Raw genomic sequence first — 17,586 nt, 5'->3', positions numbered from 1 at the left:
GTGCGCCCGCCCCCCCGTGCGCTTCAGCCGCGCGGCGACTCGTCGGACTCAGTCGCGCAGCGCCTCGATCACGCTGGTGAGGTGGGCGCGGACGGCCGCCTCGGCCGCCTGCGGGTCCCTGGCCCGGATCGTCTGGATCATGGCCAGATGCTCGTTCAGGGAGTGCTGCGGACGGCCGGGCCTGAGCGCCAGCTGGAAGCGGTGGCGCACCAGTTGTGCGTTGAGCCGCTCCAGCAGCTCCACGGCCGTGCGCTGGCCGGAGAACTCCCGGATCCTGGCGTGCAGTTCCTGGTTCAGCTCCGAGTACGTCATCGGCTCGCCGTCGGCCACGGCCTTGGTCATCGCCGTGCCCAGGTCCGCCAGCTGGGTCAGCTGCTCGTCGCTGGCCGCGACGGCGGCCTTCGCCGCGCAGAGCCCCTCCAGGACCATGCGGCACTCGGTGATGCCGACCGCTTCCTCCACGGTCACCACCCGCACCCGCGAGCCACGGTTGCGGATCCGCTCGACCAGTCCCTGAGCCTCCAGATCGATGAGCGCCGCACGGATGCTGGCCCGTGTCACACCGAACTGCTCGGCGAGCTCGTTCTCCACCAGCCGCTGCGCCGGTGCCATCTCGCCGTGCAGGATCGCCTGCCGCAACTGCGCGAACGCATGCTGCTTGGCCTGCTCCCCGGTGCTCGGACGGGCTTCTTTCGGCATGTGCCCTCCCTGAGTGAGTGCCTGTCGAACGTAAATCTAGTCAAACATAATTGTCAACAATTTTGTCCGCTGTTCGTTCGGCCGCGACGGAGTGTCCGCCCGCTCCCGCCGACACCCCACACTCTGTCCAGGCCGGTCCCCCGCTCCGCCCGGCTAGGGTCGTCCGCATGACGCACAGCTTCGTTCTCTACATCCCCGACGCCGAGCTCGAACCCGAGCCCCTCGCTCCCGAGCAGATCGTCTCCGGGACGCCCGAGGTGACCGGGAAGGTCGTCTGGGAGTCGGAGGACGGGCGTCAGGTGCGGGGCGTCTGGCAGATCACACCGGGCGTGGTCACCGACACCGAGGCCGACGAGCTGTTCGTCGTGGTCAGCGGGTCGGCCACCATCGAGGTCGAGGGCGGGCCGACGCTGACGGTGGGGCCGGGCGACATGGCCGTACTGCGCGAGGGCGACCGTACGACGTGGACGGTGCACGAGACGCTGCGCAAGGCGTACGCGATCAACCTGTGAGCGAGGGACCGGCGGGGAGTGGGGGCGCCGTCGAGCCCCGGATCTCCAACGTCGGTACGGCGAGGCGGACTTCACCCGCTCCCCCGCCGCCCTCGAACCGGTCGAGCAGACAGCGGGCCGCGCGGCGGCCGACCTCGTGGCTGGCGTTGTCGACCGTGGTGAGCCACACGTGGCGCAGGCGGGCGATGCTGGTGTTGTCGTAGCCGACGACGGAGAGATCGCGCGGCACCCGCAGTCCCGACTCCTCGGCGGCCGACAGCGCACCGATGGCGGCGATGTCGTTCACGGCGAAGACGGCGGTCGGCCGGTCCGCGCGGCTGAGCAGCCGGACCGTCGTCCGGTAGCCGCCCTCCTCGGTCATGTCGCTCGCCTCGACGACCGCCTCGGCCCCGAGGCCGTGCGCCCGCATCGTCGCCTCGAAGCTCCGCCGGCGCAGCTCACCGACCGCGCCGTAGCCGGCGATGTGCGCGATGCGCCGGTGCCCGAGGCCGATCAGGTGCTCGGTGACCAGCCGGGCGCCCCGCTCGTCGTCGTTGGCGACGACGTCCACGCCGGGCAGCAGCGGCTCGCGCGCGCCCGCCACCACCACCGGGAGGCGTTCGGCGACCGCGCCGAGCGCGGCGGGGTCGGGCAGTGTGCCGACCACGACCAGGCCGTCCACCCCGAGGTCCAGGAAGGGGCCGGCCGGGTCCTGTCCGGTACGGCGGTTGAGGCGGGCGTCGGCCAGGAGCATGCGCAGGCCGTTGTCGTGCAGGAGTGAGTTCAGGCCGTCGAGCATGTCGACGAACCAGGGGTTGCGCAGGTCGTTCAGGAGGACGCCGACCGTGCGGGTGCGCTGCTCGCTGAGGCTGCGCGCGGCGGCGTTCGGGCGGTAGCCGAGTTCGCGTACGGCCCGCAGGACGGCCTCCCGCTTCTCCGGGCGCACCTGGTCCGAGCCGCGCAGCACGAGCGAGACCAGTGACTTGGAGACGCCGGCCCGGTCGGCCACATCACGGATCGTCGGCGCTCTCATGGACATGGACCGTTCCACGCGGTGCCGGGCCTTGTCAAAGGCGAAGGCAGGGGTTGACACCGGTGCCGGGCCGCACCCAAGGTGAGCTCGACACGAAATGGACCGGTCCAAAGAGGGGCTGCAATGGTGGACACGCTCGGCGTCGCCGTCGTCGGATTCGGCTGGATGGGGCGGGTGCACACCCAGGCGTACGCCCGCGTCCCGCACCACTACCCGGCGCTGCCCCTGCGTCCGGAGCTGGTGACCGTCGCCGAGGAGGTGCCCGGGCGGGCCCAGGAGGCCGCCGCGCGGTTCGGGTTCGCCACGGCGACCCGCGACTGGCGCGACGTGGCCGCCGACCCCCGCGTGCAGGCGGTCAGCATCACCGCCCCGAACTTCCTGCACCGCGCGATCGGCGTCGCGATGGCCGAGGCCGGCAAGCACATCTGGATCGAGAAGCCGGTGGGCCTGACCGCAGAGGACGCCCGCGCGGTGGCGGACGCGGCCGCCAAGGCCGGCGTACAGAGCGCGGTCGGCTTCAACTACCGCAACGCGCCCGCCGTCGAGACCGCCCGCGACCTGATCGCCGCCGGTGAGATCGGCACCGTCACGCATGTCCGCATCCGCCTCTTCAGTGACTACGCCGCTCACCCGCAGGGTGCCCTGACCTGGCGTTACGAGCGCGAGCGCGGCGGCAGCGGAGTCCTCGGCGACCTCGCCTCGCACGGCGCCGACCTGGCCCGCTTCCTGCTCGGCGACATCACCTCGCTGACCGCCGACACCGCGGTCTTCGTCCCGGAGCGGGCCCGTCCGACCGGCGCCACCGCCGGGCACACCCTGGCCACCGGGGAGCTCGGCCCCGTCGAGAACGAGGACTACGTCAACTGTCTGCTGCGCTTCGCCTCCGGCGCCCGCGGCGTGCTGGAGGCCTGCCGGGTCTCGGTCGGCGAGCAGAACAACTACGGCTTCGAGGTGCACGGCACCAAGGGCGCGGTGTTCTGGGACTTCCGTCGCATGGGCGAGCTCGGCATCAGCCGCGGCACCGCCTACCAGGACCAGCCGGTCAGCACGGTGTACGTCGGCCCGGGCGCCGGCGAGTTCGGTGCCTTCCAGCCGGGTGCGGCGAACGCCATGGGCTACGACGACCTCAAGGTCGTCGAGGCGTACCGCTTCCTGCGCTCGGTCGCCGAGGGCACCCCGCAGGGGGCCACCCTCGACGACGCCGTGCGCAGCGCCGCCGTACTGGACGCGATGGTGCGCTCGGCGGAGAGCGGCGCGTGGGTGGACGTGGCCGCGGGAGGGTGACGGCCGGTATCAGCGCGCCCTTCGGGCCCGCCGGCCGATGGCCACCTTGACCGGGGCCATGACCAGCCAGAGCCACATGGCGGTCTCGCCGTAGGCCAGGGCGAGCGGGACGCTGGCGACGAAGACGACCACCGTCACCGAGAGGTCGAGCACGAAGAGCCCGAAGCCCTCCGGCGGCTGCGTCGCACCGCGCAGCCAGGGTCGCCGGACCAGGACGAGGAGCACCGCGAGGTCGGCGGCACCGAGGGCGGCGACCGCCGCCGCGTAGATGGCGACGGACTCGGGCTCTCCGCCGTACTCGGAGAGGAGCTTGGTGGGGAAGGGCAGCAGGGCCGCGATGCTCAGGCCCACGATGGACAGGGTGATCACCTGCCCGTCGACCTGTCGGACGTAGCCGAAGATCCGGCGGTGTTCACGCCAGAAGGCGCCGAGCACCAGCACGCTGAGCGCGTAGGCACCGAGGTTCGGGATCAGTTCGTGCAGGGCGTCGTCGTACCCGTCCGAGCCCAGTCCCCGTGGGACGTAGAAGTCCAGGACGAGCAGCGTGATGGCGATGGCGAACACGCCGTCGGCGAGCGTCACCAGCCGCTCGGGCCCGCCGTCCGGGTTCGATTTCCACATGGGCACGACGGTAGGGAGCCGGGACCCGTCGAGCCGGTGTACACGCCAGGCGCATGCCCTCGATCGTCACCCGATGGGCGTGGGCATGTTGTACGGCGTCACCACCTGGATCGACGTCGGCAGCGTGGGTCCCGCCGGCGGCAGCGCACCATGGGCCCGCATCACGATGTGGCAGGCCTCGCGCATGTCCTGGCGCAGGTCGTGGTGGAGGACGGCGGACAGGCGGTGCTCGCGCAGCAGACGGGTGTTGTCCTGGTCGAGGTCGTGCGCGACGAACACCGCGCACTCCCGGCCCAGGTCCCCGAAGGCCCGCAGCGTGGCGATGTTGCCGCCGCCGATCGAGTAGACGGCACGGATGTCCGGGTCACGCTCCAGCGCGGCCCGGACCAGGTCGTACTGGGTGGCGTCCAGCCCCTGCCCCTCGGCGATCTCGACGAGTGTGCGGTCGGGATGGAGGGTCCGCATGGCGCTGCGGAAGCCCATCTCACGCTCCTCCTCGTTGCGGAAGAAGCCGCTGCTGAGGCTGGTGAGCACATTGCCGGGGCGTTCGCCGAGCCACTGGCCCATGAGGTACGCGGCGGTCGCCCCGGCGGCCCGGTTGTCGATGCCGACATAGGCGAGGCGGGCGGTGGAGGGCAGGTCGGTCACCAGCGTCACCACCGGGATGCCGGCCTCCGCGAGCCGGGCGACGGCGGCGGTGACCTCGGGGACGTCCGGGGCCTTGAGGATCACGCCCTGCGAGCCGCGCCGGGCGATGCGGTCCAGCGTCCGGGTCAGCTCCGGCATCGGCCCGGTCTCCCGGAAGTGGAAGCGTGAGCGCACCACGGCCGGGTGCAGGGACGGCAGCTCGGCCTCCAGGGCGGCGCGTACGGCGGTGGTGAACCGCTCGGGCGCCTGCACCACCATGTCGATCATGAAGGTACGGCCCACCAGCCGGACCTGGGTGCGCTGCCGGTCCAGATCGGCGATCGCCTGCCGGACCTCCCGCGCGGTGCTCTCGCGCACCCCTCCCCTGCCGTTCAGGACCCGGTCCACCGTGGCCTCGCTCAGGCCCGCCTGACGTGCTATTTCCCGGATCGGGAAGGGGTGGCCCATACGGCGGCTCCTTGAGGGGTTTTTGATGGGCGGCTGCTGGTTGTTCGACGGGATTGTCATGACAAGAATGGCAGCGCTGAGTCGCCCCTGTCACCGAGCCTGTCATCGAGAGGACACCGATGTCCTTCACCTCCGTCCACCGCCGGGCCTGGCTGTCCGAGCGCGACTGTGACCTCGCCGACTTCCGTGGGCTCGTCGAACGGACCACCGACCTCGCCGACTTCCCGTACGCCTCCTCCGTGGAGCGCAACGTCCTGATCTACGACAGCGACCGCGTGCGCGAGGCCGACGACCTCCGTGCGGTACGGGCCGAACTGGTCCGCGCCCTCACCGAGGGGCCGGGCATCGTGGTCTTCCAGCGCGCCTTCCCGGACCCGGGGACCGTCGACCGGCTCAGCACCGTGTTCGACGCCCTGATCGCCGAGCAGCGCGCCTCGGGCGCCGACGCCGGCGACCACTTCGCCAAGCCGGGCGCCAACGACCGGGTCTGGAACGCGCTGGAGAAGGCGGCCCTCTACGACCCCGAGGCGTTCGCCGACTACTACGCCAACGACATCCTGGCCCTGGTCTCGGCCGCCTGGCTCGGGCCCGGCTACCAGGTGACCTCACAGGTGAACGTGGTCAACCCGGGCGGCGCGGCACAGACCGTGCACCGCGACTACCACCTGGGCTTCCTCTCCAACGAGGTGGCCGCCGCCTACCCGGCCCATGTCCACGTCCTCTCCCCCGTGCTCACCCTCCAGGGCGCCGTCGCGCACTGCGACATGCCGGTGGAGTCCGGGCCGACGATGTACCTGCCGTACTCGCAGCGGTACGAGCCCGGCTATCTGGCGTGGCGGCTCCCGGAGTTCCAGGCGTACTTCGAGGACCACCACGTCCAGCTTCCCCTCGCCAAGGGCGACGCGGCCTTCTTCAACCCGGCGCTCTTCCACGCGGCCGGCACCAACCGGTCGGCGGACATCCGACGCATGGCGAACCTGCTCCAGGTGTCCTCCGCGTTCGGGCGGGCCATGGAGACCGTGGACCGCGAGGCCGTCGCCAACGCCGTGTACCCCGTGCTGCTGGGGCGGCAGAGCGAGGGCGCGGGCGAGGCGTGGACGGCGAACGTGATCGCCGCGAGCGCCGAGGGCTACCCCTTCCCCACCAACCTCGACAGCGACCCGCCGGTGGCCGGGCTGGCCCCGCCCTCGCAGGCGGACGTCATCCGGCGCGCGTTGCGCGAGACATGGACCCCCGAGGCCCTGCGGGACGGACTGCGGGCCGGCGCCGAGCGGCGCCAGAGCTGACCAGAACCGAAAGGACCCGGAAAGACATGGGACTTCTCGACCACAAGGTGGTCCTCGTCAACGGAGGCAGCCAGGGGGTCGGCGCCGCCATCGCACGGGCGGCCGTCCGCGAGGGTGCGGTCGTCGCCGTCACCGGACGCCGCCCGGAACCCGGTGAGGCGCTGGTGGCCGAACTGGCCGCCGACGGCGGCAAGGCCATGTTCGTACAGGCCGACCTGTCGGACGCCGAGCAGGCGAAGGCCTCCGTCGCCGAGGTCGTCGACGCGTACGGCCGGATCGACTGCCTGGTCAACTCGGCGGGGCTGACGTCCCGGGGCACCCTGCTCGACACCACGCCCGAACTGTTCGACCAGCACATCGCCATCAACCTCAAGGCGCCGTTCTTCGCCATGCAGGCCGCCGTCTCCGACATGGTCGCGCGCAAGGCCCCCGGCACGATCGTCAACATCATCACGTCCTCGGCGCACGGCGGTCAGCCGTTCCTCGCCCCGTATGTCTCCGCCAAGGCCGGCCTCATCGGCCTGACCCGCAACGCCGCACACGCCCACCGCTGGGACCGGGTCCGGATCAACGGACTGAACATCGGCTGGACGGCCACGGAGGGGGAGGACGCGACGCAGAAGACCTTCCACGGAGCCGCGGACGACTGGCGGGAGCAGGCCGCCGCGAAGCTCCCGATGGGCAAGCTCGGCCAGCCGGACGAAATCGCCGACTTCGTGGTCTTCCTGCTCTCGGACCGGTCCGGGGTAGTGACGGGATCGGTGATCGACTGGGACCAGAACGTCTTGGGCGGCCTGGACTGAACCAGCCCGTCCGGCGCTTGAGGACGAGCCCGAAGGGCGATCGGGGTCTGGGGCGGAGCCCCAGCAACGGACAGCAACCACACACAGGAAAGCAGCGGAGCTCATGCGCATTGGAATTCTCGGCCTCGGCCGCATCGGCGCCTTCCACGCCGAGACCCTCTCCGGACTCGACGCGGTCGACTCCCTCGTCGTCACCGACCCGTTCGCGGACGCCGCCAAAGCCGCCGCGGAGCGGTTCGGTGCCGAGGTCGTGGACTCGCCCGAGGCCCTGCTGGCCGCCGGCGTGGACGGCATCGTCGTCGCCGCCGCGACCGACGCCCACCCCGCGCTGATCCTGGCCGGGGTCGAGGCCGGCATCCCCGTCTTCTGCGAGAAGCCCGTCGCCAAGACCATGAGCGAGGGCGTCCAGGTACTGAAGGCCGTCCAGGGCACGGACGTGCCGATCCAGATCGGCTACAACCGCCGCTTCGACACCGGGTTCGTCAACGCCCGCGCCGCCGTGCAGAGCGGCGAGCTCGGCAAGCTGCACACCGTCCGCTCGACCACCCTGGACCCGGCGCCGCCGCCGGCCGCCTACATCGCCGCCTCCGGTGGCATCTTCCGGGACTGTTCGGTGCACGACTTCGACATCATCCGCTGGGTGACCGGCCGTGAGGTGACCGAGGTGTACGCCGTCGGCGGCAACAGGGGCGCCGACTACATCAAGGAGGCGGGCGACGCCGACACCACCGGCGCGATCCTCACCCTCGACGACGGCACCATCGCGGTGGTCTCCAACTCCCGCCACAACGCCCGGGGTTACGACGTCCGCATGGAGATCCACGGCTTCACCGACTCCATCGCGGTCGGCCTGGAGGACAAGCTGCCGCTGCGCTCCGTCGAGCCCGGCGTGACGTTCCCGGCGGGCACCCCGCACGACTTCTTCATGGACCGCTTCACCGCCGCCTACCGCGCCGAACTCACCGCGTTCACCGAGGTCGTGGCCGGCACACGGCCCTCCCCCTGCACCATCGAGGACGCCCTGGAGGCCGGCTGGATCGCCGACGCGTGCACACTGTCGCTGCGCGAGCACCGTCCGGTGACGATCGAGGAGGTACGGCAGGGATGAACGACTCGGGCCGGGAACCACTGCGCATCGGAGTACTGGGCGCGGCACGCATCACCGAACTGTCCCTCGTCGGCCCGGCCCGGACCACCGGCCACCGCCTCGTGGCGGTGGCCGCGCGCGACCGGTCCCGCGCCGAGGCGTTCGCCGTCGAGCACGACGTGGAGCGGGTGGTGGACTCGTACGCCGACCTGCTCGCCGATCCCGAGGTGGAGGTCGTCTACAACCCGCTCGCCAACGGTCTGCACGGGCCGTGGAACCTCGCCGCGCTCGCGGCCGGCAAGCACGTCCTGACGGAGAAGCCGTCGGCGAGCAACGCCGAGGAGGCGGCCGAGGTGCGGGAGGCGGCGGCCAAGGCCGGGACGGTCTTCATGGAGGCCTTCCACTACCTCTTCCACCCGGTCACGCGGCGCCTGCACGAGATCATCGAAAGCGGTGAACTGGGCGAGCTGCGGCGGGTGGAGACTCTGGTCGCCATTCCGGCGCCCGGCGACTGGGACCCGCGCTGGTCGCTGCCACTCGCGGGCGGCGCGCTGATGGACCTCGGCTGCTACAGCCTGCACGCGGTGCGGATGCTCGCGCCGTGGGTGGGCGGTGCGCCGCGACTCGTCTCCGCGCGCGGCGGGGAACGGGTGGGCGCGCCCGGCGTCGACGAATGGCTGGACGCCGAGCTGGAGTTCCCGGGCGGGGCGACCGCGTCCGCGCGCTGCCACATGGCGTACGACGAACTGGAGATGAGCTGCCGGATCGTGGGCTCGGCCGGTGAGGCGCTCGCGCCGAACTTCGTGCTGCCGCACCACGACGACCGGGTCGTGGTGCGTACGGCGGACGGCGAGCGGACGGAGCGGCTCGGCACGCGCTCGTCGTACACCTACCAGCTGGAGGCGCTGGCCGCCCACATACGCCGGGACGCTCCGCTCGCGCTGGACGCGGACGACGCCCTGGCGACCATGTCGCTGATCGACGAGTCCTACCGCGCGGCGGGGTTCGAGCCGCGACCGCGTACGGCCCTCGCGGGCTGAGGGCAGAGCAGGACGCGGAGCACGAACGGAGCACGAAGGAGGGCCGGGGGAAACTCCCCGGCCCTTCAGCTCGTCATCAGACGTACAGCCCGTCGTCAGACGTACAGCGCCGGCCGGTCGACCAGGTCCACCGCGACCCGGCCGCCCTCCTCCAGCGCCCGTACGCCCGCCTCGCACACCGCGGCCACGGCGTACCCGTCCCACGCGCTGGGGCCGGTGACCTCGCCGCGCCGGGTGGCGTCCACCCAGGCCTGGACCTCACGGTCGTAGGCGTCGGCGAACCGCTCGATGTAGTCCTGGGCGATGATGCCGCCCCAGCGGCCGGCCGCGTGGGTGACCATGGCGTGGCCGTCGCCGACGCGGGCGGTGCCGCGTTCGCAGACGACCTCGGCCTGGACCTGGTAGCCGAAGCCGCAGTTGACGAAGATCTCGACGTCGACGATGGCGCCGCCGTCGGTCTCGAAGACCACGAACTGCGGGTCCCGGATGGCGTCGGGCGCGTTGCCGGACGGCGTCGGCGCGTGCACGGTGACGGCCGTGATCTCGTGGCCGAGCAGCCAGCGCGTCACGTCCATCTCGTGCGTCACCGAGTCGTTGATGAGCATCTCGGACGTCCAGCCGGGCGGGCTGGCGACATTGCGGTGCCGGTTGTGCAGCATCAGGGGGCGGCCCAACTGGCCTGTCTCCAGCAGGGCCTTGAGCTTCATGTACTCGGCGTCGTAACGCCGCATGAAGCCCACCTGGACGCGGCGCCGGCCCAGCTTCTGCTCCGCCTCCAGCACCCGCAGCGCGGAGGCCGCGTCGGGGGTGAGCGGCTTTTCGCACAGCACCGGCAGGTCGTGCTCGAAGGCGGTGAGGAGGGCCGCCTCGTGGGCGGGGCCCGGCGAGGCGACGATCACCGCGTCGACATCGGCCGCCGCCATCGCGGCGGCCGGGTCGGTGTGCGCGGTGCAGCCGTCGACGCGGGCCGCGACCGATTTGGCGCGTTCCGCGTCGACGTCCACGACGGCGGTCACCCGTGCCCCGCTGGTGACCTCCTGGATGCGGCGCACATGGTCGGCGCCCATCTTTCCGGTACCGATGACTGCGACTCCGAGCGTGTGCGAACGCTGGGTCATGGTGATCGGCCGTCCTTTCGGGTCGTCAGGCGCCGCAGGACCTCAGGAACTTACGGGTGCGCACCGCGATGGGGAGCGGCTTGTCCGGCTCGCACGGGTACATGTCCTGCTCGACGATCGCGAACAGGTCCACGTTGAGCTTCTGCGCCGCCGTCAGGACCGGCCCCAACTCCGGTACGCCCGCCGGCGGTTCGCACATCACGCCACGCTGGACGGCGGGGCCGAACGGGATCTCGTTCCGCACCACGTCCGCGAGGATCTCCGGGTCGACCTGCTTGAGGTGCAGATAGCCGATGCGCTCGCCGTAGGTCTCGATCAGCTTGACGCTGTCGCCACCGCAGTAGGCGTAGTGACCGGTGTCCAGGCAGAGGTTGACCAGGTCGGAGTCGGTCGAGTCGAGGAAGCGCTCGACGTGGTCCTCGGTGTCGATGTGGGTGTCGGCGTGCGGGTGCACGACGATGTCGAGGCCGAACTTCTCCTTCACCTCGTGACCGAGGCGCTCCATGCCCTTGGTCAGGTGGGCCCACTGCTCGCCGGTGAGCTCCGGCGGCTCCAGGATCTCGGCGGTCTTGTCGTCCCGCCAGAACGACGGGATGACGACCAGGTGCTTCGCGCCCATGGCCTGGGTGAGCGAGGCGACCTCGCTGACGTGCTCCCAGGTGGACTCCCAGACGGAGGGGCCGCGGTGCAGTCCGGTGAAGATGGTGCCGGCCGACACCTTGAGGTTGCGCTTGTTGATCTCGTCGGTGAGGCGGGCCGGGTCGGTGGGGAGGTAGCCGTACGGGCCCAGTTCTATCCAGTCGTAGCCGGCCTCGGAGACCTCGTCGAGGAAGCGTTCCCAGGGCACCTGGACGGGGTCGTCGGGGAACCAGACGCCCCAGGAGTCGGGGGCCGAGCCGACCCGGATTCGGTCGAGCGCAGGGGTCATGTCAGGACTTCCCTTCGGTGGACGCCACGGGTGCGGTGAGGTCTTCCTCTTCGGGGAGTTCCTCGACGTCGACACCGCGGACCTGGCTCAGCTCGTGCTTGAGCGCGGCCAGTTCGGTGCCGCCGGCCATGTGGTTGGTGAGTTCTTCGAGGCTGACCTCGGCGCGGGAGGCGTTGAGCTCCATCGTGCCCAGGCGCAGGACGCTGAAGTGGTCGCCGACCATATAGGCGTGGTGCGGGTTGTGGGTGATGAAGATGACGCCCAGGCCCTTCTCGCGCGCGGCGGCGATGTACTTGAGCACCACGCCGGACTGCTTCACGCCGAGGGCGGCGGTGGGCTCGTCCAGGATGAGGACGCGGGCGCCGAAGTAGACGGCGCGGGCGATCGCCACGCACTGGCGCTGGCCGCCGGACAGGGTGCCGATGGGCTGCTCCAGGTCATCGAGGATGATGCCCATGTTGCGCAGCTCTTCGTCGGCGGTCTTCTTCATCCGCTCGATGTCGAGACGGCGCAGCGGCCAGGAACCCTTGGTCATCTCGGAGCCGAGGAAGAAGTTGCGCCACACCGGCATCAGCGGGACGACGGCGAGGTCCTGGTAGACGGTGGCGATACCGGCGTCGAGGGCCTCGCGCGGGGTGGAGAAGCGGACGGGTTCGCCGTCGACGAGGAACTCGCCCTCGGTGTGCTGGTGCAGACCCGAGATGATCTTGATGAGGGTGGACTTGCCGGCGCCGTTGTCGCCCAGGACACAGGTGACCTGGCTGGGGAACACCTTCAGGTCGACGCCGTGCAGGGCACGGATGTTGCCGTAGGACTTGCCCGCCCCGCGCAGTTCGACGATCGGGGCGTCCTTCTCCGGGGCCTTGTCCTGGAGGACGGCACCGTGCGTGCCGGTCTTTTCGGTGGTCATTCAGGTCACCTCCTGGTCGCTGTGCGCTGGACCCATAGATTGATGAGGACGGCACCGAGGAGCATCACGCCGAGGAAGGCCTTGAACCAGTCGGGGTTCCAGCCGGCGTAGACGATGCCCTGCTGGACCATGCCGAACATGAACGCGCCGAAGACCGGGCCGATCGCGGAACCGGCACCACCGGTCAGCAGACAGCCGCCGATGACGGCCGCGGCGATGTAGATGAGCTCCTGGCCCACACCCTCGCCGGACTGCACGGTGTTGAACGAGAACAGCTGGTGCATACCGACGAACCAGGCGCCGAAGCCGACCAGCATGAACAGGGAGATCTTCGTGAACGTCACCGGGACACCCACGGCGCGGGAGGACTCCTTGTTGCCGCCCACCGCGAAGATCCAGTTGCCGTACCTCGTGCGCAGCAGCACCCACGTCGCCAGTGCCGCGAAGACCAGCCACCACACCACCGTGATCTTCACGTTCACGCCGCCGACCTCGAAGGACGAGGCGAAGAGCGCCTTGGCCTGGTCGAAGCCGTCCATGTCGCTGATGTCGTCGGTGGCGACGTTGCCGGTGATCAACTTGGTGACCGCGAGGTTCACGCCCTGGAGGATCAGGAACGTGCCCAGGGTGACCAGGAAGCTGGGCAGACCGGTCTTGACCAGCAGCCAGCCGTTGAACAGGCCGATCGCGAGGGACACGATCAGGGCGACGATCACGCCGACCCAGACGTTCATGCTCAGCTGATAGGCGGTCATGCTGGCCGTCAACGCGGAAGTGATCACCGCGACACCGGCGGACAGGTCGAACTCGCCGCCGATCATCAGCAGCGCGACCGGCAGGGCCATGATCCCGATCGTCGACGACTGATACAGGATGTTCGCCATCGAACTGCCGTCACGCACGGCCGGGGCCGTGATGAGGAAGAAGATCAGCACCGCGACGGCGCCGAGGAAGACACCGACCTCGGGACGGGCGAGGAGGCGCAGCGCCAGGGGGCGCTCCTTGGTCCGCCCGTCGGATTCCTTGCCGGGGCCGGAGGCCGGCGGTGTGGTCACCGCCGGCTCAGCCTGTCGGGTCATGCTCATCACCGGGTGCCCTTCGCGGCGAACTTGTCGATCGTCTCGACATTCGTCTTGTCGACGAAGGCAGGTCCGGTCAGCACCGGTGCCTCGCCGCCGCCCATGTAGTTGCCGTTGTTCTTGTAGAGCCACAGGGAGTCGATGGCCAGGTACCCCTGGAGGTAGGGCTGCTGGTCGACGGCGAACTCGATGTCGCCCTTGCTGATCGCTCCGGTCAGTTCCTTGTTGAGGTCGAAGGTGGCGACCTTCGCCTTGCTGCCCGTCTCGTCCACGGACTGAGCGGCCGTCATCGCGAACGGGGCGCCGAGGGTGACGACGTAGTCGATGTCGCTGTCCGTCTTGAGCTTGGCGGTGATCGTGGACTTCACGGACGGCATGTCCGTGCCGTTGACGTTGAGGGTCTCGGTCGTGCCCTCGAAGGTCTTCTTCACTCCGTCACAGCGCTGGGTGAGGCCGATGTTGCCCTGTTCCTGGATGACACAGACGGCCTTCTTGGCGCCCTCCTCGTTCAGGCGCTTGCCGAGCGCCTCGCCGGCCACCGTCTCGTCCTGGCCGAAGAACTCCATCAGGCCGAGCTTCTGCCAGTCGCTCACACCGGAGTTGAGGCCGACGACCGGGATGTTCGCCGCCTTCGCCTTGGCGATGACGTCCTTCAGGGCGTCCGGCTTGGCGAGGGTGACCGCGATACCGTCGACCTTCTTGTCGATCGCGGTCTGCACAAGGGTGGCCTGGTTGCCCGCGTTCGGGTCGGCGGAGTAGTCCAGCTCGATGTTGTCCTTCGCGGCGGCCGCCTCGGCGCCCTTGCGGACGATGTCCCAGAAGGTGTCACCGGGCGCCTGGTGGGTCACCAGGGCGACGGTCATACGGGGAGTGTTGGCCTTGCCCGCTGAGGCGTTCTCCCCGCCCTCCTCGGCCTGCTTGCCACCGGAGCTGCTGGAGCAGCCGGCGAGGGTCAGCGTGACCGCGGCAGCCAGGGCCACCATTGGGGCCAACTTGCGGGAGCGGGGGGTGTAGCGGTCCATCTTTCCAGCACCTCACTGTGCGACGGGGTGTGCGACGGGGGGAAAGGGATGATCACTGGATCCATGACCGGAGCCTCGGGAAGTCCGGGTCGTGTGCCGTAGAACACTGCGGTTCGCTGGGACGGGATCCAATCCCTAGATGCGCCCGCTGTCAATACTTTGTTAAGACATCATTTCACACTCAGGTCCGAATGTAAGTACAAACTATTGACAGCGTCGGCCTCCACGACCTAAACCTGGGAGGCGGCAGGCCCGCTGGGACCCGCACCCCCTGTCCAGCTCTAGGAGCGTCGCGCATGGCCGAGTCAGCCAAGTCCTTCGACTTGATCACGATGGGAAGGATAGGAGTCGATCTCTACCCCCTGCAGTCTGGCCTACCTCTGACGCAGGTGGAGACGTTCGGCAAATTCCTCGGCGGCTCCGCCGCGAACGTCGCCGTCGCCGCCGCGCGGCTCGGTCGCGCCACCGCCGTGATCACACGGACCGGCGACGACCCGTTCGGCGTGTACCTGCACGAGGCCCTGAAGGACTTCGGCGTCGACGACCACTGGGTGACGCCCGTCGCGGCGTACCCGACACCGGTGACGTTCTGCGAGATCTTCCCGCCGGACGACTTCCCGCTGTACTTCTACCGGCAGCCTAAGGCCCCTGACCTGGAGATACACTCCGACGAACTGGACTACTGGGCCATCCGCTCGGCCCGCGTCTTCTGGATCACCGGCACCGGCCTGAGCGAGGAGCCGAGCCGCTCCGCCACCCTCGCCGCCCTCAAGGCGCGCGACAAGGCGGGCACCACGGTCTTCGACCTCGACTGGCGTCCCATGTTCTGGCGCGACCCGTACGAGGCCCGCCCGTACTACACCGAGGCCCTGCGGCACGCCACCGTCGCGGTCGGCAACCTCGACGAGTGCGAGGTCGCCACCGGCGTCCGTGAGCCCCGCGCCTGCGCCGAGGCGCTGCTGGCGGCCGGCGTGGAGCTGGCGGTCGTCAAGCAGGGCCCCAAGGGCGTGCTGGCGGTGCACCGCGACGGGACCGAGGCCGAGGTGCCGCCGGTGCCGGTCGAGGTGGCCAACGGCCTCGGCGCGGGCGACGCGTTCGGCGGCTCGCTGGTCCACGGGCTGCTGTCCGGGTGGGAGCTGGAGAAGACCATGCGGTACGCCAACGCCGCCGGCGCCCTCGTCGCCTCCCGCCTGGCCTGCTCCTCCGCGATGCCCACCGAGTCCGAGGTCGAGGGCCTCCTCGCCCAGGCGTCGTGACGGCCGACCGAGCCCTCCCTGAACGGAGCTTTCCTTGAGCATTACCATCCCCGACCTCACCGCGGTCAGAGCCCGGCACCCCGAGGCGATCGCCGAGGCCGCGGCCCGCCGGGTGCGCCGCCCGCTGATCGGCGACAGCGGCCGCCTGATGATCGTGGCCGCCGACCACCCGGCCCGCGGCGCCCTGGGCGTCGGCGACCGGCGGCTGGCCATGGCCAACCGGGCCGATCTGCTGGAACGCCTCTGCGTCGCCCTGTCGCGGCCCGGCGTCGACGGGGTGCTGGCCACCGCCGACATCCTCGAGGACCTGCTGCTCCTCGGCGTCCTCGACGACAAGGTTGTCATGGGCTCCATGAACCGCGGGGGCCTGGCCGGGGCGTCCTTCGAGATGGACGACCGCTTCACCGGCCACCGCGCCGAGGACATCGCCCGGCTGCGCTTCGACGCGGGCAAGCTGCTGGTGCGCGTCGACTACGCGGACGCCGGTTCGCTGACCACCCTGGAGACCACGGCCCGCGCCATCGACGACATGGCCGCGCGGCAACTCCCGCTCTTCGTCGAGCCGTTCATCTCCCGGCGGATCGACGGCCAGGTGCGCAACGACCTGTCCGCCGAGGCCGTCACCAAGTCGATCGCCATCGCGTCCGGCCTCGGCGGCACCTCGGCGTACACCTGGCTGAAACTGCCCGTCACCCATGACCCCGACGACATGGCCGAAGTTCTTGAGACGTCCACGCTCCCCGTCGTCCTGCTGGGCGGTGAGGTCGGGGGCGACCAGGAGGGCGCGTACGAGCGCTGGCGCAAGGCGCTCAGGCTCCCCACCGTGCAGGGCATGGTCGTCGGCCGCTCGCTGCTCTACCCGGCCGAGGGCAGCGTGGAGACGGCGGTGGACACGGCCGTCGGCCTGTTGTGACCCGGATTGTGAGGCGGAGAGACACGATGACGTATCACCTTCCCGCGGGAAAGGCGCTCGGCGGCCCCTACGTCGTGGACGTCACGCCCGAGAAGGCCGGCTGGGGCTACTCCAGCCTGCGGATCCTGGAGCTGCCGCCCGGCGGCTCGCACAGCTTCGACACCGGCGACAGCGAGTGGATCGTCCTGCCGCTGAACGGCGGCTGCACGGTCGAGAGCGCTGACGATTTCAGCCACGAGACCTTCCGACTCACCGGCCGTGACAGTGTGTTCAGTGGCGTGAGCGACTTCGCCTACGTGCCGCGCGATGCCCGTACGGCCGTCTCGTCCACCGGCGGCGGACGGTTCGCGCTGACGGGCGCGCGCTGCTCCCGGCGGCTGCCCGCCCGGTACGGTCCGGCGTCGTCGGTGCCGGTGGAGCTGCGCGGCACGGGCAACTCCTCGCGCCAGGTGAACAACTTCGGCGCGGCAGGCGTCTTCGAGTGCGACAAGCTCATCGCGGTCGAGGTCATCACACCGGGCGGCAACTGGTCGTCCTTCCCGCCGCACAAGCACGACGAGCACCGGCCCGGCGAGGAGTCGGTCCTCGAGGAGATCTACTACTTCGAGTTCGCCGACCACGAGGGCACGCCCGGCCTCGGCTACCAGCGCGTCTCCCCGTCCGGACACGGCCACAACACCGACGTCCTGGCGGAGGTGCGCGGCGGCGACGTCGTCCTGATCCCCGACGGCTGGCACGGGCCCTCCATGGCCGTGCCCGGCCACCACATGTACTACCTCAACGTCATGGCGGGCCCCGAGGCCGAGCGCGCCTGGCTGATCTGCGACCACCCCGACCACGCCTGGATCCGCGGCACCTGGCCGGACCAGCCCGTCGACCCCCGTCTGCCCCTCTACACCGCTCCGTCCCAGTGAGGTCCTC

18 protein-coding genes are annotated in these 17,586 nt (G+C 70.5%); 9 read left to right on the top strand and 9 right to left on the bottom strand.

Translation table 11 applies throughout. The features are described from left to right. Positions 1-48: 48 nt before the first annotated feature. A complete protein-coding gene (locus ABIE67_RS41065; protein WP_370266652.1) occupies positions 49-699 on the bottom strand; it encodes a GntR family transcriptional regulator in 651 nt (216 codons plus the stop codon). A 167-nt stretch (positions 700-866) separates the two neighbouring features. Between ABIE67_RS41065 and ABIE67_RS41060 the strand changes: the two genes are divergently transcribed. Next, positions 867-1,211, top strand: coding sequence for a cupin domain-containing protein (locus tag ABIE67_RS41060; RefSeq protein WP_370266651.1), 345 nt, complete (start codon positions 867-869; stop codon positions 1,209-1,211). Here the strand turns inward: ABIE67_RS41060 and ABIE67_RS41055 are convergent. After that, positions 1,201-2,223: a LacI family DNA-binding transcriptional regulator gene (locus tag ABIE67_RS41055; RefSeq protein WP_370269439.1), complete on the bottom strand. Its 1,023-nt coding sequence runs from the start codon at positions 2,221-2,223 to the stop codon at positions 1,201-1,203. The two genes, ABIE67_RS41060 and ABIE67_RS41055, sit on opposite strands and share 11 nt — an antisense overlap. A 123-nt stretch (positions 2,224-2,346) precedes the next feature. Here ABIE67_RS41055 and ABIE67_RS41050 point away from each other — a divergent pair, with 123 nt between their 5' ends. Next, a complete protein-coding gene (locus ABIE67_RS41050; RefSeq protein ID WP_370266650.1) occupies positions 2,347-3,507 on the top strand; it encodes a Gfo/Idh/MocA family protein in 1,161 nt (386 codons plus the stop codon). 9 nt (positions 3,508-3,516) lie between these two features. Here ABIE67_RS41050 and ABIE67_RS41045 read toward each other — a convergent pair whose 3' ends face one another. Together ABIE67_RS41045 and ABIE67_RS41040 are read right to left on the bottom strand one after the other, a co-directional pair. Next, positions 3,517-4,128 carry a TMEM175 family protein gene (locus ABIE67_RS41045; protein ID WP_370266649.1) on the bottom strand — a complete coding sequence of 204 codons (612 nt, stop codon included), beginning with the start codon at positions 4,126-4,128 and terminating at the stop codon, positions 3,517-3,519. 66 nt (positions 4,129-4,194) lie between these two features. Further along, positions 4,195-5,223: a LacI family DNA-binding transcriptional regulator gene (locus ABIE67_RS41040; protein WP_370266648.1), complete on the bottom strand. Its 1,029-nt coding sequence runs from the start codon at positions 5,221-5,223 to the stop codon at positions 4,195-4,197. A 119-nt stretch (positions 5,224-5,342) separates the two neighbouring features. On the opposite strand from ABIE67_RS41040, the gene ABIE67_RS41035 reads away from it, so the two are divergent. The 4 genes from ABIE67_RS41035 (at position 5,343) to ABIE67_RS41020 (ending at position 9,439) form a co-directional block, all read left to right on the top strand. Then, positions 5,343-6,509, top strand: a complete 1,167-nt coding sequence (locus tag ABIE67_RS41035; RefSeq protein WP_370266647.1) for a phytanoyl-CoA dioxygenase family protein — start codon at positions 5,343-5,345, stop codon at positions 6,507-6,509. Between the two features lie 26 nt (positions 6,510-6,535). Then, positions 6,536-7,312, top strand: a complete 777-nt coding sequence (locus tag ABIE67_RS41030) for an SDR family oxidoreductase (RefSeq protein WP_370266646.1) — start codon at positions 6,536-6,538, stop codon at positions 7,310-7,312. A gap of 103 nt (positions 7,313-7,415) precedes the next feature. After that, entirely contained in the window at positions 7,416-8,420 is a 1,005-nt protein-coding gene (locus ABIE67_RS41025) for a Gfo/Idh/MocA family oxidoreductase (RefSeq protein ID WP_370266645.1), read from the top strand. Next, positions 8,417-9,439 (top strand): Gfo/Idh/MocA family protein, encoded by a 1,023-nt coding sequence (locus ABIE67_RS41020; protein WP_370266644.1) that lies wholly within the window; start codon positions 8,417-8,419, stop codon positions 9,437-9,439. Before ABIE67_RS41025 ends, ABIE67_RS41020 begins: the two co-directional genes overlap by 4 nt. Before the next feature lie 95 nt (positions 9,440-9,534). On the opposite strand, the gene ABIE67_RS41015 is transcribed toward ABIE67_RS41020, so the two are convergent. From ABIE67_RS41015 to ABIE67_RS40995, 5 genes are read right to left on the bottom strand one after another with little or no spacing between them, the layout of a single operon-like run. Beyond that, on the bottom strand, positions 9,535-10,557 hold the full coding sequence (locus ABIE67_RS41015; RefSeq protein ID WP_370266643.1) for a Gfo/Idh/MocA family protein: 1,023 nt from the start codon (positions 10,555-10,557) through the stop codon (positions 9,535-9,537). Positions 10,558-10,582: 25 nt separating this feature from the next. Beyond that, positions 10,583-11,485 (bottom strand): sugar phosphate isomerase/epimerase family protein, encoded by a 903-nt coding sequence (locus ABIE67_RS41010; RefSeq protein ID WP_370266642.1) that lies wholly within the window; start codon positions 11,483-11,485, stop codon positions 10,583-10,585. Between the two features lies 1 nt (position 11,486). Beyond that, positions 11,487-12,395, bottom strand: a complete 909-nt coding sequence (locus tag ABIE67_RS41005; protein ID WP_370266641.1) for an ATP-binding cassette domain-containing protein — start codon at positions 12,393-12,395, stop codon at positions 11,487-11,489. A gap of 5 nt (positions 12,396-12,400) precedes the next feature. Beyond that, positions 12,401-13,480, bottom strand: coding sequence for an ABC transporter permease (locus ABIE67_RS41000; protein WP_370266640.1), 1,080 nt, complete (start codon positions 13,478-13,480; stop codon positions 12,401-12,403). Next, complete coding sequence (locus ABIE67_RS40995) at positions 13,480-14,496, bottom strand: sugar ABC transporter substrate-binding protein (RefSeq protein ID WP_370266639.1); 1,017 nt, start codon at positions 14,494-14,496, stop codon at positions 13,480-13,482. Before ABIE67_RS40995 ends, ABIE67_RS41000 begins: the two co-directional genes overlap by 1 nt. A gap of 296 nt (positions 14,497-14,792) precedes the next feature. On the opposite strand from ABIE67_RS40995, the gene iolC reads away from it, so the two are divergent. From iolC to iolB, 3 genes are read left to right on the top strand one after another with little or no spacing between them, the layout of a single operon-like run. Then, positions 14,793-15,752 carry a 5-dehydro-2-deoxygluconokinase gene (gene iolC, locus ABIE67_RS40990; RefSeq protein ID WP_370266638.1) on the top strand — a complete coding sequence of 320 codons (960 nt, stop codon included), beginning with the start codon at positions 14,793-14,795 and terminating at the stop codon, positions 15,750-15,752. A gap of 34 nt (positions 15,753-15,786) precedes the next feature. After that, on the top strand, positions 15,787-16,665 hold the full coding sequence (locus tag ABIE67_RS40985) for a deoxyribose-phosphate aldolase (protein ID WP_370266637.1): 879 nt from the start codon (positions 15,787-15,789) through the stop codon (positions 16,663-16,665). A 26-nt stretch (positions 16,666-16,691) separates the two neighbouring features. Next, a complete protein-coding gene (iolB, locus tag ABIE67_RS40980) occupies positions 16,692-17,579 on the top strand; it encodes a 5-deoxy-glucuronate isomerase (RefSeq protein ID WP_370266636.1) in 888 nt (295 codons plus the stop codon). The last annotated feature ends 7 nt before the right edge of the window (positions 17,580-17,586 follow it).

The sequence above is a fragment of the Streptomyces sp. V4I8 genome (assembly GCF_041261225.1).
In the GTDB taxonomy this organism is placed as follows: Bacteria; Actinomycetota; Actinomycetes; order Streptomycetales; family Streptomycetaceae; genus Streptomyces.
This window is presented reverse-complemented; position numbering and strand designations above follow the sequence as displayed.